This window comes from Bacteroides sp. 14(A), assembly GCF_000526555.1.
GTDB classification, from domain to species: Bacteria; Bacteroidota; Bacteroidia; order Bacteroidales; family Bacteroidaceae; genus Bacteroides; species Bacteroides cellulosilyticus.
This window is the reverse complement of record NZ_JAGH01000004.1, coordinates 352,351-367,223: the sequence shown is the minus strand read 5'-3', so window position 1 is coordinate 367,223 and position 14,873 is coordinate 352,351. Positions and strand designations below refer to the sequence as shown.

At 43.4% G+C, this 14,873-nt stretch carries 13 protein-coding genes; 3 read left to right on the top strand and 10 right to left on the bottom strand.

What is annotated here, in order from left to right:
• Window position 1 precedes the first annotated feature (1 nt).
• Window positions 2-1,831 (bottom strand): TrkH family potassium uptake protein, encoded by a 1,830-nt coding sequence (locus K429_RS0120570; RefSeq protein WP_029327878.1) that lies wholly within the window; start codon window positions 1,829-1,831, stop codon window positions 2-4.
• A gap of 134 nt (window positions 1,832-1,965) precedes the next feature.
• Here K429_RS0120570 and K429_RS0120565 point away from each other — a divergent pair, with 134 nt between their 5' ends.
• Window positions 1,966-3,333, top strand: coding sequence for a TrpB-like pyridoxal phosphate-dependent enzyme (locus K429_RS0120565; RefSeq protein ID WP_029327877.1), 1,368 nt, complete (start codon window positions 1,966-1,968; stop codon window positions 3,331-3,333).
• Window positions 3,334-3,349: 16 nt separating this feature from the next.
• On the opposite strand, the gene K429_RS0120560 is transcribed toward K429_RS0120565, so the two are convergent.
• The 5 genes from K429_RS0120560 to K429_RS0120540 all read right to left on the bottom strand — a co-directional run bounded on the left by K429_RS0120560 (window position 3,350) and on the right by K429_RS0120540 (window position 9,244).
• On the bottom strand, window positions 3,350-4,924 hold the full coding sequence (locus K429_RS0120560; protein ID WP_029327876.1) for a ClC family H(+)/Cl(-) exchange transporter: 1,575 nt from the start codon (window positions 4,922-4,924) through the stop codon (window positions 3,350-3,352).
• A gap of 76 nt (window positions 4,925-5,000) precedes the next feature.
• Window positions 5,001-7,748: an outer membrane beta-barrel protein gene (locus K429_RS0120555; protein WP_029327875.1), complete on the bottom strand. Its 2,748-nt coding sequence runs from the start codon at window positions 7,746-7,748 to the stop codon at window positions 5,001-5,003.
• Between the two features lie 31 nt (window positions 7,749-7,779).
• The gene (locus K429_RS0120550) at window positions 7,780-8,322 is read right to left on the bottom strand and encodes a hypothetical protein (protein ID WP_007215935.1); all 543 of its coding nucleotides are present in this window, start codon (window positions 8,320-8,322) and stop codon (window positions 7,780-7,782) included.
• A gap of 24 nt (window positions 8,323-8,346) precedes the next feature.
• The gene (locus K429_RS0120545) at window positions 8,347-8,700 is read right to left on the bottom strand and encodes a hypothetical protein (protein ID WP_022209788.1); all 354 of its coding nucleotides are present in this window, start codon (window positions 8,698-8,700) and stop codon (window positions 8,347-8,349) included.
• Window positions 8,701-8,704: 4 nt separating this feature from the next.
• Window positions 8,705-9,244: an RNA polymerase sigma factor gene (locus K429_RS0120540; RefSeq protein WP_007213233.1), complete on the bottom strand. Its 540-nt coding sequence runs from the start codon at window positions 9,242-9,244 to the stop codon at window positions 8,705-8,707.
• A 164-nt stretch (window positions 9,245-9,408) separates the two neighbouring features.
• Between K429_RS0120540 and K429_RS0120535 the strand changes: the two genes are divergently transcribed.
• Complete coding sequence (locus tag K429_RS0120535; protein ID WP_029327874.1) at window positions 9,409-9,930, top strand: GNAT family N-acetyltransferase; 522 nt, start codon at window positions 9,409-9,411, stop codon at window positions 9,928-9,930.
• Between the two features lie 584 nt (window positions 9,931-10,514).
• Window positions 10,515-11,612 (top strand): DUF4421 domain-containing protein, encoded by a 1,098-nt coding sequence (locus K429_RS0120530; RefSeq protein WP_029327873.1) that lies wholly within the window; start codon window positions 10,515-10,517, stop codon window positions 11,610-11,612.
• Between the two features lie 12 nt (window positions 11,613-11,624).
• Here the strand turns inward: K429_RS0120530 and K429_RS0120525 are convergent, their stop codons facing one another.
• The 4 genes from K429_RS0120525 to K429_RS0120510 are packed head-to-tail and all read right to left on the bottom strand — an operon-like array spanning window position 11,625 to window position 14,838.
• On the bottom strand, window positions 11,625-11,801 hold the full coding sequence (locus K429_RS0120525) for a DUF4250 domain-containing protein (protein WP_007213229.1): 177 nt from the start codon (window positions 11,799-11,801) through the stop codon (window positions 11,625-11,627).
• A 55-nt stretch (window positions 11,802-11,856) separates the two neighbouring features.
• Entirely contained in the window at window positions 11,857-13,413 is a 1,557-nt protein-coding gene (locus K429_RS0120520) for a carboxypeptidase-like regulatory domain-containing protein (RefSeq protein WP_022209790.1), read from the bottom strand.
• Between the two features lie 19 nt (window positions 13,414-13,432).
• On the bottom strand, window positions 13,433-14,290 hold the full coding sequence (locus tag K429_RS0120515; RefSeq protein ID WP_029327872.1) for a FecR family protein: 858 nt from the start codon (window positions 14,288-14,290) through the stop codon (window positions 13,433-13,435).
• Window positions 14,287-14,838, bottom strand: coding sequence for an RNA polymerase sigma-70 factor (locus K429_RS0120510; protein WP_029327871.1), 552 nt, complete (start codon window positions 14,836-14,838; stop codon window positions 14,287-14,289). Before K429_RS0120510 ends, K429_RS0120515 begins: the two co-directional genes overlap by 4 nt.
• Between the last annotated feature and the right edge of the window lie 35 nt (window positions 14,839-14,873).

The window sequence follows — 14,873 nt, the reverse complement described above, 5'->3', positions numbered from 1 at the left end:
ACTAATTTATAATGATCTGCCCACTCGGATACTGATATTTCGTATGTTTCTTTTGCTTGATGATACCCAACATCAGAGTAATCAGTCCCACACGTCCGATGAACATCAGAAAAGCAACAAGCAATTTACTGTTATCCCCCAAAGTCGGAGTAAGATTCAGACTGGAACCTACCGTACTCAACGCCGACACACACTCAAACAGAAGTACCATGACAGATGCCTGAGGTTCCCAGATTGTCAGAATAAACACAAATACAAACAAAACACTGATAGACATCACTACCGTCGCATTGGAACGGCGAATGGAATCGTAAGACAGTTCACGGCCAAATACCTCCACTCGCTCCGTACCGCGCAACACAGCAACCAGATTCAATACAACTACTGCAAACGCATTCACCTTGATACCACCCGCCGTGGACTGTGCAGCACCGCCCACCCACATCAGGAAGATATAAACCAATACACTCTGTACTCCCAGCGAAGCCAGGTCCACGCTTGTAAACCCGGCAGTACGCGGACAAGTCGCATTAAAGAACGCCTGTGTCCATTTATCAGCGACGGACATACCGGCAAAAGCATGATTCCACTCAAAAACAGCAATAAGCACCGTACCAAACACCAATAGCAGGAAAGTCATAATCAGAACAATCCGTGTATTCAGATTATACAGATGATAAAAACGATGCCTGTCCCACTCCCACGTATGCAAAAATTTCCAGATGCGGCGCAAATGATGGAGTACTATATCTTTGAAATTCACCAATATCGGGAAGCCTATACCTCCCAGAATAATCAACAGGGATATATAGATAAGGAATGGATTATGCCCTGTCATCACCAGCGGATTGCCTAGATTTCCGGGCAACGTGGAAAAACCGGCATTACAGAATGCGGAAATAGCATGAAAGGCCGAGAACGCCACTTCTTCCTCAAACGTCATCCCCATCGTACCATGAATGTCGCTCCAGATGGCAAGCATACCAATACCTTCAATAGCCAACGTGAATCCCAATATGTACAGCAAAGTGGAAAGTAACGAATTCAACGAATTGGAACTGACCATATCACGAACCACCAACTGATTATAAAAGGATGTATTCCCCATAAAGAACATCGCAAAGAAACTGGTCAGTGTCATTACCCCTAGGCCGCCAATCTGTATCAGCAGGATAATCACCACAAAACCGGGCGTAGTAAAAGTAGACGCTACATCCACCGAAGTCAAACCCGTAACACAAACCGCACTGGTAGAGATAAACAGCGAGTCCACCCACGAAATACCGCTCACCGTACATCGGGGCAACATTAGCAAACCTGTTCCAATAAGGATGATTATCAGAAAACTACCAGCCAGAATCAAAGAAGGATTCGTTCGCCGTCCCAACACCCTGACCAAGCCATTGGATAAATTAAGGAAAGAGAAGATCAACAGAAGCACTATATGATAGGGCTTTCCATTCAATATTTCCCAAAAATGCAGAATAGCTCCCTCCTCTTCCGGTCGATGAAAAATAACAGGGATAAGGGTAAGGTAAAGCAAGGCAATCAATATCCACGTCAATTTCTTAAAAGTACGCTTTGTGTCCCTGTATTCCAATAACAGGCGCAAAGTGACTTCGGATAAGAAAACACCCCATACAAACCGATAGAGTGTTTGCAGTTGAGAAGCCTCGTGTTCGGAAATAGTAAAGCCGTGTTCATATACCACTCCCATAATTAACAGAATAGAAGCCAGGTAGGCTATATAAGTCACCCCTCCAAGAATGATCCGAGTGTACGGATGAATCCATTTATTCTGATACAACAAGAATTTATGATAAATCTTCATGTAGACATCAAATTAAATATCGGGCAAACATAAACAAAACAATGCGTATAGACAAAAAACAAAAGAAAAAAGAAATTGTTTTAAAAATAATAGTTACATTTGGCCTCGTAAAAATTTTAATAGAAGTAACCACTATGAGCAACAAGACAAAAAGATATTTCCTCCCGGAAGAGGAAATACCACATTATTGGTACAATATACAGGCAGATATGGTGAACAAACCGATGCCTCCGCTTCATCCCGGTACCAAACAACCACTGAAAGCCGAAGATTTATATCCTATCTTTGCACAGGAACTGTGCAAACAGGAACTGAATCAGACCGATAAGTGGATCGAGATTCCCGAAGAAGTACGCGAAATGTACAAATATTATCGTAGTACTCCACTGGTTCGTGCTTATGGACTGGAAAAAGCATTAGGTACTCCGGCACATATCTATTTCAAGAATGAGAGTGTAAGTCCGATGGGATCGCACAAGCTGAATTCTGCCATTCCCCAGGCTTATTATTGCAAGAAAGAAGGAGTTACCAACGTTACCACTGAAACCGGTGCCGGACAATGGGGAGCTTCGCTGGCTTATGCTGCCCGTCTGTTTGGACTGGAAGCTGCCGTTTACCAAGTGAAAATCAGTTATGAGCAAAAACCTTACCGCCGCAGCATCATGCAGACGTTCGGCGCACAGGTTACACCGTCTCCGTCTATGTCCACCCGTGCAGGAAAAGATATTCTGACGGCTCACCCCAACTACCAGGGTTCATTGGGAACCGCTATTTCAGAAGCCATCGAACTGGCTCAGACTACACCGAATTGTAAATATACATTAGGCTCTGTATTGAGCCATGTAGCTCTGCACCAGACTGTAATCGGTCTGGAAGCCGAAAAACAGATGGAAATGGCAGGAGAATATCCTGATATGGTGATTGCTTGTTTTGGTGGTGGTTCCAATTTCGGTGGTATCGCATTCCCATTCATGCGCCACAAGATCCTGGAAGGTAAGCAAACACGCTTCATTGCTGCCGAACCGGCTTCTTGCCCGAAACTGACACGCGGTAAATTCCAATATGATTTCGGTGACGAAGCAGGATACACTCCATTACTGCCTATGTACACGCTGGGACATAACTTTGCTCCCGCTAATATTCATGCAGGTGGATTGCGTTACCACGGTGCAGGCGTCATCGTTTCTCAACTATTGAAAGACGGTCTGATGGAAGCTGTAGACATCAAGCAACTGGAATCATTCGAAGCCGGCTGTTTATTTGCCCAAGCTGAAGGTATTATTCCCGCACCGGAATCTTGCCACGCTATTGCTGCCGCCATCCGCGAAGCAAACAAATGCAAGGAAACAGGTGAAGAGAAAGTAATCCTGTTCAACCTCTCCGGTCACGGATTGATTGACATGGCCTCATACGATAAATATCTCTCCGGTGACCTCGTAAACTACGAACTGACCGATCAGGATATTCAGAAGAATCTGGATGAAATAGGCAGTCTGGCATAAGGATACCTCATCCATATCAATAAATGTTTGCCAGGCTGACGAGCGGCTCATAGAGTTTTTCAATATCCTGCGCATCCAATTCAATATCAACCTGGTCCCCCGGAATCAACCGTATTCCGGGGGGATTTGCGTCTTTACCATCCCGGTGTACATTGATAATGGTACAGTTTTCAGGCAAAGAAAGTTCGTCTACAAGTTTGCCATCCATATATGAACCCGTCATCACCTCTATGGATAGTTTATACCTTGTCTGTTCCTGGAAAGCAGGAGTATTGATCATATCCTCATAAAGCGTCACGTTGAAAGGTCTTATCTGAAGAAGTTCCGTAAAATAATAAGTCAATCCACCCACTACCACCGATGGGTAGAACACCTCAAAATGTCCTGTTATCTCGGTAATCAATACAATAGCTGTCAAAGGGGTACGTATCACAGCCACCAGGAAGGCAGACATTGAAATCAGCATTACATAACTGACATTCTCCGGCTCAATAACCCCATATTCCACTCCCAACAGACCAACAATCTGCCCCAGTAATCCACCGGTGACCAGTGTAGGAATAAAACTTCCACCCGGCAAACCGGATGAAACGCAGATAACGGAAAAACCGAAATGCAACAGCATCATTGCCGTTACCCACATAATTGGTGCATGGCTGCCGGATTGCGCCTGCTCCAAAAGAAACTGTTCTCCCCCACCCGTCAAGTTGACCTGCATAAAGGAAATAATATAAGCGACCAGCAACAGATAGAACATCTTCATATATACCGAAGATTTTACCGTTGCATACACTCGTTTGAAAGAGACCATCATCATGGAATATAATTTTCCGCAAACAGAAATAATCACTGCAAGCAACAGGAAGTACTTCACCTGGATTCCAAAAGAAAAACCGGGCTCGGCCACTTGTATCAAATGATAAGAATTTACCGGAAAAACCATGCTTGCCACCGCACCGGCCACTACACCGGCCAGCAAGGTAGTGATAGCGGTTTTGGGAGCATCAAAACGTTCGATGGATTCGATGACAAGCAATGAAGAAGCCAGCGGCGCCGCAAACGCAGCCGCAAGGCCGGCACCGGCACCGGCAGCAAGCAATTGCTTTCGTTCACCACGTAGAATACGTGTCCAGCGTGCCACAAGGCATCCTACATACGAACCTATTTGTACGGAAGGCCCTTCACGTCCCAGCGATAATCCGGCCGAAACCGAAAGAATTCCACCGAAAAACTTAGAAACCAACTCTATGAAAGGATGCTTATAAGTAATGCGCCCGTTGATGGCAGCACGTGTTTGAGGAATACCTCCTCCGGTGATAAGCGGCATTTTCATCACCAGCCAGGATACGAATATCAGTACCGCCCAAAAGAAAAGAAAAAGAGGAATATGCCAGTACCACTCCGGACGGGAAGCAAAAAACTCACTTCGCAAGTTAAAGAAATAATATAGGCAGTAATGATAGGGAACAGCCACCAACCCCGTCAGCAATCCTACGAAGATGCTGACGAAATACAGGCGGGCATCAACCAGTTTCAGTTTCACAACATACCACTTCCTCAGTTTTCTAAAGTTTTTGAACCTTTGAAACATTCCTCAGAGTTTTCTTTTATTAATTTGAGTATCTACAACAAATTAACCCTGTTGAAGTTTCCACACTTTGCGTTTTTTACTTTTTCCCCATCATATTCAATCGCAGGATAGCGTGCACCATAAAATAACGTCCCAATACATTGTAATCCGCATCACGTATGGCAGTAGCCGAGATGGTGCGTACCATTGAAATCTCCTGGCGAAGAATATCATAAAACTTGAAACGCAGTAGCAATTGTTTCTTTTTCAAGAAAGCTTTCGACAGTTGGCAGTTCCATATCAGGTTCTTCCGCCCGCTGCTGTCGTATCCATATCCGGTACGAAGAAAATATGTGAGATCACTGCTGCACTCGAAGCCCCAGGGGAGATAATACTGCAAGTCTCCTCCAAGTTGATAGTCGAACGTTTCCGTGCGCATATCTTTCACGTTATTATACGAATTATTATACAGCACTTCTCCACGCGCACTCAGTTCGAGTTGCCGGGTACGAAAAGTAAATTGCAGGCGTTCACGCGCTGTGAGGTGCTTCACGGAACTCTTCATCGGCTCTTCTTTGTTCTGAGTAGTATATCCGTTCTGATTTCTATATTGCAAATAGGAATAGGTACGAAACAGCCAGTTGCGGTTCTTGAAAGGCCCGCTCAATGAAAGTGCACCTGATGCCCGCCAGTTACCATTCAAATTAACAGGCATGGTGGTTCTGCCTCCCGTTTCGCTGTCGTAAGTCACCTGGTTCGTTACACTGTTGAGCACATTCTCCACAAAAAGAGATACCACCATGTTGCGCTGATGTTTCACATTATACGAATTATAATTCAGTGTAAACGTATTGGTATATGAAGGTTTCAAAGAAGGATTACCGATGCGGATATTCAATGGATTCGTCATGTCGGCAACCGGTTGTAGGTCACGAACACTCGGCTGTCGTCCTTTTCCTCTATAAATTGCCTGCAACTGTGTACGCTTGGAAAACTTATAACGGAAATTCAGTGTCGGTGAAAAGTTCAAAACCGTTTTACTCATTTGATGTTTGGAAACATCATCCAGAAAAGAACGGCTATCCAGTTTCTGGGGTTCCAGATCGACACCTATATTGTAGTTGTACTTTTTCCGGGAAGTACGGACAGCCATATTGAAAAGATGGGTGCTGTATTGGCTCTCAAAACTATTACTGGCCAGAGAATCGTAATCGGCAACAAAATCTTCCATTGCCTCATCCCAGTTATAGACAAAGCGGTCCGAATTAGTTACCCGGTATTGATAGCTGTAACGAAACTGAAGAAAATAACGGTTAGGCAACGGCTCCACATACACCAGTTGCAGACGATAATTATATCCGTCACCTTCATCATCCACACGCTGGTTGACTACTTTCTCTGTATCATTCTTAAAATAATGTGTAGTAGAAAAGTTTTTCCTGTCGGCAGAAGAAGTATTCGTTCCATAATCCACTTTCAAAGCCAGATTCCGTCCTTTACGACTGAACTTACGGTTGACTTGCAACATAAAGGTCAGATTATACTGGGAATTATCGTAAAGATTAGAAGCCGTTCTTTCATTCAGAAGTGTTTCGTCCGACCAACTCTGTTGATATCCACTATTCCTCCTGTCACTTGCCACATAGCGATATTGCGGACGAAACACCAGATTGGTGACTGAATCAATTTTCCATTCCAGATAAGCATTCGCCGTCAGGTTGTGGTTCTTCATGTGATTGCTGTTAGTGCTGTGGCTTATCGATTTATCCTGTTTCAGGAAATTATCCACCGTAGTACTGTTATCCTCCGAACGGTCGGTACCCGTATATTGCACATTGGAGCGAAGCTTCACTCTGTCCCAGTCATGAGTGAAGTTCATGCCTAAAGAATGTGAGGTGACCAGTCCCACCCTATTCAGAATATTTCCACTGGCAGCCGACGACTCCCGTTGCAACTCCGAGAAGCCTTGATTGTTAGTGTTATTCAGATTACCGATAATAGTAAGTTGAGAATTATCCCGGAAGCGGTTCAGGGTATTGGCAAGTTCATACCTCCCTTTATTACCCGTACCTGCCATGAAATTATCCATCCATCCTTTCTTCATGTCCTTTTTCACCCCCAAGTCAAGTATCATTTCCTCATCCCCGTCATCAATTCCGGTCAGACGTGCCAAATCGGATTTACGTTCATAAGCTCTCAGCTTCTCCACCATTTCCACCGGCAGATTTTTCAAGGCAGCTTTCGGATCATCCGCAAAGAACTCTTTGCCGTCTACCAATATCTTCTTAACTTCCTTACCATGAATCAACAGCTTTCCATCGCCATCGATCTCTCCACCAGGCAATTGTTTTACAAGATCTTCGAGCATGGAACCTTCGGGGGTACGATAGGCAGAGGCATTGAAGACCGTGGTATCCTGTTCGGTAACTGCCAGAGGAGCTTTACCCACCACTACCGTTTCGCCCAACAAAATGCCATCGGAAAATAGTGCAATATCACCCAAGTTCTGCGAAGTACCTCTGAATGAAGAGGGAATAGATTTAGAAAAAGTGGTATAGCCAATGAAAGAAATCTCTAAAAGCAATTTCTTGTCTTTGGGCCAGACAACCGGCATCCTGAATTTACCGTCGTCCGTAGTGGCTACACCTGCCAGAAAAGTACTGTCCGGCAAGGTCAATAAACGTACCGCCGCATACCCCACCGGCTGCTTCGTATCCTTATCAACAACACGTCCGGCAAAGCTTCCTTTGCCGGACTGTGCATTAACAGTCATACCTGACCACAACAAAACAACATAGATTAAGATGTTTCGGAAAGTCAAATATGTATGCCTGCCATGATCCATTCGTGTTTATCAAGTAGTTTAATGAAAAATGTTATTTATTATTTGAAGCTGGTCTTGCATGAGCCGGCCGTTTTCCCTGACCATGTTTCTGACCTTTTCTTCTGTCAAATTCTTTTCTGAATTTATTCGCATTGCTTTTTTCTGTCTGATAGATTTTTGCAATCTGCTTGGGAGACAGAATCTTGCGGAATTCATTATAATATTTCTCGCGAATATCCAGTATCTTACGACTTTGCGCAAACTGATCCTTGATCTGCTTTTCTATTTCCGCATCTGTCAGTACAGGTTTGGTAGCCGGGGTTGCTTCCGCATTATTGTTCCTGGGCCTTTCCCTGCGGTTCATCATCCGACATTCGCTTAAATCTTTCAGATATTTTTCGTAAACCGGAGTGAACTTGGCAGCTGTTGCATCATCCAGCATCAGTGTCGTCACCATCTGATTGGCTTGTCTTTGAATCATTTGTTCAGGTGTAGGACGTTGCTTATTGGTTTTGTTATCCTTGTTCTGAGCAGAAATTGTCTGGCTGCCAATCAGGAGCGCAGCCAAAATTACATAAATAAACTTAGTCTTCATAATCTTCTTGTTTTTAATTAATACCTAATTTAAAAATATGTCATTCTCAGAGAAGTTGACGAGCTCTTCCAACTCCTCATCCGACAGTTCGTGAATCCATTTATCAACCGGATCGCTGCTACTTCTTTCTATAGCCAACATATCCGAAGTTCCTGCAGGTGCATCTTCCGTCCGGAGATAAGACGGAACAAACAATACCCCTGCCAGTATTGCAGCTGCCGCTATGGCAGTAGAAAACATTATCTGTAAACGATGTTTCCGGCGTTGCCCGCCGCAAGTACGTTCCATCACCTTCTGCTGCATATCCTCAAAAAAATTATCAGGAGTGCGGTAAGGGGTCTTTTTACCGATATCGTCAAAATCAAATTCTTTATTCATCGTCCTATCTGTTTAAGATGTATTCTTTTATTTTTTCTTTCGCATAGTGATAATTCACTTTGAGAGTATCGACCTTACTATCCAGTATACGGCTGATTTCTTCATAATCGAGCTCATCGTAATAGCGTAGGTTGAATATTAGCCGTTGTTTTTCGGGCAAACTCAGTATGGCTTCCTGAAACTTGACCGCCAGTTCATTTTCGTAATCAATGTAATCGGAAGCCTTCAGTTTACCTATCAGTTCCTCTTGCACTTCTTCGGCAGGAATTGCTTCTTCATCCTTTCGTGTATTCAGCAAGCGCAAACTTTCATTGGTTGCAATCCTGTATATCCAGGTGCTCAGCGAGCTTTCACCACGAAACTGGTCCAAATTACGGTACACCCGGATAAAGACTTCCTGAAGAACATCTTCTGCATCCTCGTGCGACACAACCAAACGCCGTATATAATTATATATAGGTACCTGGAAGTTATCCATCAGCATCTTAAACCCTTTCTTCGGGTCGGAAGCATATACCTGCCGGATCTTATCCTCGTTTATCATCAATTCAGTTTCTTAGCTTTATTAGGTTAGAAACAGAAAGAAGAATGAAGTTAAATCGGGAAGTTCACATTTTGCATTTATTAAATAAGTGGTTAAAAATAAAGTTTCTTATCTTTGCCGGCAACTCTCCCGTTTCAGATTAACTAAAAAAGAAGGATATCGATATGGAATGTAAAATCAGAAAATGGAAAATAGACGATGCCGCCGAACTTGCAGCAACCCTAAATAACAAAAACATTCAGGACAACCTTCGGGACGGTCTGCCTTATCCCTACACTGAAGACGATGCAAAATATTATATCAATGAAATGCTGAAGGCCGATAAGAACAGTATTTTCGCCTTCGCCATCACCGCTGATGACAAAGTAGTGGGAAGTATTGGTGTGTTTCGCAAAGACAACATCCACTCGCTGACTGCCGAAATGGGCTATTATATAGCAGAACCTTTTTGGGGCAAAGGCTTGGGAACCTGCGCTATCAAACAGACCTGCCAGTATGTTTTTAGTAACACTGATATCCTCCGTATTTTTGCAGAGCCGTTTAGCTATAATATCGCTTCCTGCCGGATTCTTGAAAAAAGCGGATTCAAAGACGAAGGAACACTCAGAAGTAATGCAGTCAAGAACGGACAGATTCTGGATATGAAGATGTATTCACTCCTCAAGACTGATAACGAAAGGACATAAAAAAAGGCTATCTATCCCAGACAGCCAATCTTTTGTTAACCTTAAATCTAATACTATGAAAAACACATTGCAAAGATACGGACTTTGAGGATATCTCCAAATTTTCAGGGTGATCTACAACATATTACAACATGTTTTAATAGACACTATATTTTCGTTAACCATTAAGGATTCATTGTGTTAATAATTAACATATCCAATCTTTGACTGACGCAATATTGGTAAGTGTAGTAATAATCTATTGCTAACACTGTATCTCCTTTCTCTGCATTATCTGTCCGATTATATTAACCTCTGCATTTTCTGATTTGTTTCATTGCTTGAAACTCATAGTTTCATGCCGAGAAACCAAGAGTTTCATGCTTTGAAACTGACAGTTTCACACCGAGAAACCAACAGTTTCAAGCGGTGAAACTACAGACGATGAGGAACGACGAAAAAGAAGAGGTATAATGAAACAATCCCTCCATATTATTGGATATATGCAAAAGAACTGTTAAATTCGCAAATAGAACAATTGCACTTTTTCTTTTTGCGTTGTTTATAGCATAGAGACCCGAACTATTAATTAAGAAATAAGATTGATGCTGAAAAGACTTATCTTCTGCCTGTGGATATTGTTACCCTTCTCTTTGTTTGCGCAAAACAAAGAGGAAAGTTCTACCGCACACGATAGCCTTAGTACCGAAAAGCATCAGGGGGCCTTCATGAAGGCTATAAAGAAGTTCCTCAACTTCAATGATTTCGACACAACTTATATAAGCCCCAACCGATACAACTATGCCTTGATGCTCGATCATTTCACAAACTACGAATATTACTCCGTAGGTACCGCCGCCCCCGAGCCCCAACGGCTCCGCTTCACCCCCAATCCTCGCAACAAGATAGGGGCTTACTTTGGTTGGCGCTGGATATTTTTAGGATGGTCAGTAGATACGGACGGGCTCCTTGGAAAGAAAAGTGGGAAAAACAGAGGGACAGAATTTGACCTCAGCCTTTACAGTTCCAAGTTAGGGGTGGATATTTTCTACCGTCGCACAGGTAACGATTACAAGATACATAAAGTAACAGGCTTTTCCGACCGTGTTCCTTCTAATTATTCGGAAGACTTCAACGGTCTGAAAGTAAATATGAAAGGATTCAACTTATATTATATCTTCAACAACCGGCATTTCTCTTATCCGGCAGCTTTCAGCCAGTCCACCAACCAACGTCGGAATGCAGGTACACTCACAGCCGGCCTTTCCGTATCTACGCATAATTTGAAGTTTGATTATGCCAAGCTACCCGAAATCATTCAAGAAACAATGAACCCCGGAATGAAGGTTAGACATATAAAATATACCAATATCAGCCTCAACTTCGGATATGCCTATAACTGGGTATTTGCCCGTAACTGCCTGGCATGCCTGTCGCTCAGTCCGGCTGTTGCTTATAAGACGTCGCGCATAGAGAAAGACACAGAAGAGCCCAGCGACTGGTACAAGAACTTCAATATTGATTTTATATTACGGGCGGGTGTGGTATACAATAACAGCAAATATTTTGTAGGTACTTCCTTTCTGGGCAGGACGTATGATTATTACCGGGATAACTTCTCCCTGAACAATGGATTCGGGACGTTGCAAATATATGCCGGATTCAATTTCTATCTGAAGAAAGAGCACCGGAAGAAAAAATAATCTATCCGCAAATTACCAGAACTTATTATGTTCTGCGCTATATTCAAATCCGGCTGACTGCAACAGTCCTACAATCGTCTCTTTATTGACATTCATATCATCACAGAGTTCATCCAATGAAGAATAACAGTCACGCAATTTCGTATTGATGAAGCTGAAAAGCATCATCGGGTCTTTAGGTAATTCCATCTTTCTACTAATACTTATTGATTCCGGCTGCAAAATTACAATTATCCGGACTATCTTATTCCTCCTGCTGATCTATTTTTTCTATCTTTAACGCTACTTTCTCTATAATTCTACTGAGTTCTTCCTCCAATGGAATAACGTTGAAGTCCTCCCAGAAATGTTCATCATACTTAAACTCTTCATCTGCAAGTACGGTACGGGGAGGCAATCTTTCAGCTCGGGAGAAGCGGGTTACATTCTCCGTATCCACCAGACAGGTCACCATCTCGAACCAAGTATGCAAAGTAGGGTTGCTAAAGAAAAAACGTTTCCGCTTCATCTTGAAGTAAAGGTCGCCACGGATATGATGGATATAATAAGTACCTTTCCACGGTTTATACGAAATAGTATATACCACCTTCTGTGTCGTCAGATTTATCTTTGGCGCCTGTCTGACAACAAAGATCCGTGTAGCCTCCTTGATGTACTTGGGATTTATCTCAATGCGGGCCTGCACCAAAGCACTGTTCTCAGAGTCAATATACAACGCCCCACAATAAAGAGGCGACCTGACACTCCGCTTCTGCTCAAAATAAACCACATTGACACAACGGTCATCTATGAATGTAATGTCACCGGAGGTATACATATACGGATTATCTTCCGCATCAACCGACAGAAAATCCGGCAGGTCTTTCATTATATCCAACTGCAAACAAGCCTGGATACCGGCCCTGATCTTAGCAACCAGACTGTCTGTACTCTCCCGGTTATCAATCTTACTCATCTTTAGCAGCTTCACCTGATCGGATACGTTCATCTCCGGCAAAGAAGATTTATAAACTTTGAAAACAGCTTCCGTCAAGCTCTGGAATTTATTTTTCAACTGCACCCCCTCCCGATAGAACGTAGTCAGATAAGCGGGATTCAATGAATAGTTTTCCCCGCGCTGATTTACCATTTCACGCAATAGTTTCTTGGGTTCCACCAACCGTATCAACACTTCTTGCAAAGGAACAATTTTAGGTTCCAGGCTCAACACATTGTCCCGGCCAATCAGCGTAGATGCTTCAATGCTTTGTGCAACATATCCTAAATGGGAAAAAGAAAGCTTGCCATTTTTCAGGGAGTCAGGCAGATTAAGCCTGAACTCCCCGTTCTTATTTGTAATATTACCTATTGAAGTTCCTTGAAGAATGACCGACGCACTCACAACGGGATCACCCGTTTCTTTATCCCGCAAAAGACCGGTAATGGTGAAATAGGCTGGCAAAGGTGTCTCTTCCGAGACTTTCCGCTTCCGTACGACCTTCTCCGCAGGAGGCAGAATCAAGATATGATTTCCTATCACTTTCAGTTCTAATGTCCGGTCGCCTACAATTTCATAGATGGCTTGCCGGACCGTACAGTTTTTCTTTTTTGTCCTAACTTCAATGTCATTATTCACCACCTTACTGTCATATACGAAAAGATAGCCAGATTGTTCCGACACTTTACTCAACAGGGAATATACCGTTCCTTTCGTCCCGGGTAACCGGATGATACGTTCCAACACATCTCCTCCGTCCGCCCTCATATCACAGGTAATGAGAAGCAGGCTCAGAAAAATTATGAAGAAACGATGAAGTTTCATGATTTATATAGTTAAGTTATCATTCGGATAAAATCAGTTTATCACCTTCACGCGAACATTTCAAACTCAGCGCCCAGCAAATAAGTTCCGCTACTGTTTCGGGGGAATTATTCTCAAATTCAATGGTCAGCTTCCGTTTACTCAGAACCGGTGATGCCGTCTGTATCTGCAAAGCGGAAGCCTCGGCATTCACCACTCGCAGAATATCTTCCAGGCATTCGTCCTTGAAGCGTATATTCTTTGTATATTGTCTGAACTCATCGGAATCTCCTGTCTCACTCAGTTGTAACTGCCGCGCCTGCAAGGTAACGGTTTCCCCGGCATTTACCAGTACACTTTGTCCACCTTGCTTCAGCGAGACCTTCACTCTGCCCCGCTGCACGGAGAGCCGGAAAGAGTCATCTCCATGACTACGGACATTGAAAGCTGTACCCAACACTTCTATCTGTACCTTTTCCGTTTCAATCAGAAAAGTTTGTTCATGTTTCTTTGCTACATCAAAGAAAGCTTCTCCCTGTAAGTTCACTTCCCGCTTGTCCGTAGCAAAATGTTCGGGATACTTCAGCGTGCTCTCCTGTGCCAGATATACTACAGAACCGTCTTCGAGCGTGGTAACCAACATGGATGCTTCACGATTTTCTTGCGTCACCAGATTGAGGCTTTCGATCTCTCCTCCCGGAACAAACCACAACGCAGATGCCAGATAGACGAAACCGGCAATTACGGCAGCCGCCAATGTTCCCCATTTCAAGAGAAGTTTGCGACGCACTACCCCTTCCCGCCCTGCTCCTGTGAGCAGGTTATCTTCATCCAAACGGGCATACAACCGTTCCCATGCCTCATCCGTCTTCGTCCTATTTTTATTCACTTCAATCATTTCGTAAGGATATAATTATCAATTTCATTTCGTAAGGTTCGCAGCGCTTTCGTCATTTCAGCCTCTACCGTCTTGACGGACAGAGATAATGAAGAAGCTATCTCCGCATATTTCTTTCCCTCCATGCGATGCATTTCAAATATCCGGAGCCGGCGCACGGGTAATTTATCAAGAGTATGACGGATCAGTCCTTGTAACTCTTCATACTCCAACTGCCGGTGAGGATCAGAATCCTGTTCCGTAGCATTACCCGCCAATACATATTCGCGATACCGTTCCTTGACTTCCTTATGCTCGCAAAACTGGAGTGCTGCATTTCGTACAGCTTTATATAAATAGCTTTTTACGGACTGGAATATCTGCAAATGTTCCCGGTCCTTCCAAAACACGTAAAACAATTCTTCCACAATTTCCTCGGCAGCTTCCATCTCTCCCGTAATACCTGTGGCATACCAGCAAAGAGGGGAATAGTAACGACGGAAGATTTCCTCAAACGCCTTTATATCGCCCTCTTTTATTTTAGTCAGTATGAACAGCTCATTCAGCATACTCCGGAATTATTGTTGGTCTCCAAATATAAGAA

What these genes read in the sequence shown, in the direction of transcription:
- K429_RS0120565 (WP_029327877.1), top strand. Translation starts at nt 1,966, where the DNA reads ATGAGCAACAAGACAAAAAGATATTTCCTCCCGGAAGAGGAAATACCA.
- K429_RS0120525 (WP_007213229.1), bottom strand. Translation starts at nt 11,801, where the DNA reads ATGGAATTACCTAAAGACCCGATGATGCTTTTCAGCTTCATCAATACG.
- K429_RS0120530 (WP_029327873.1), top strand. Translation starts at nt 10,515, where the DNA reads ATGCTGAAAAGACTTATCTTCTGCCTGTGGATATTGTTACCCTTCTCT.
- K429_RS0120510 (WP_029327871.1), bottom strand. Translation starts at nt 14,838, where the DNA reads ATGCTGAATGAGCTGTTCATACTGACTAAAATAAAAGAGGGCGATATA.
- K429_RS0120560 (WP_029327876.1), bottom strand. Translation starts at nt 4,924, where the DNA reads ATGTTTCAAAGGTTCAAAAACTTTAGAAAACTGAGGAAGTGGTATGTT.
- K429_RS0120550 (WP_007215935.1), bottom strand. Translation starts at nt 8,322, where the DNA reads ATGAAGACTAAGTTTATTTATGTAATTTTGGCTGCGCTCCTGATTGGC.
- K429_RS0120555 (WP_029327875.1), bottom strand. Translation starts at nt 7,748, where the DNA reads ATGGATCATGGCAGGCATACATATTTGACTTTCCGAAACATCTTAATC.
- K429_RS0120520 (WP_022209790.1), bottom strand. Translation starts at nt 13,413, where the DNA reads ATGAAACTTCATCGTTTCTTCATAATTTTTCTGAGCCTGCTTCTCATT.
- K429_RS0120540 (WP_007213233.1), bottom strand. Translation starts at nt 9,244, where the DNA reads ATGATAAACGAGGATAAGATCCGGCAGGTATATGCTTCCGACCCGAAG.
- K429_RS0120545 (WP_022209788.1), bottom strand. Translation starts at nt 8,700, where the DNA reads ATGAATAAAGAATTTGATTTTGACGATATCGGTAAAAAGACCCCTTAC.
- K429_RS0120570 (WP_029327878.1), bottom strand. Translation starts at nt 1,831, where the DNA reads ATGAAGATTTATCATAAATTCTTGTTGTATCAGAATAAATGGATTCAT.
- K429_RS0120535 (WP_029327874.1), top strand. Translation starts at nt 9,409, where the DNA reads ATGGAATGTAAAATCAGAAAATGGAAAATAGACGATGCCGCCGAACTT.
- K429_RS0120515 (WP_029327872.1), bottom strand. Translation starts at nt 14,290, where the DNA reads ATGATTGAAGTGAATAAAAATAGGACGAAGACGGATGAGGCATGGGAA.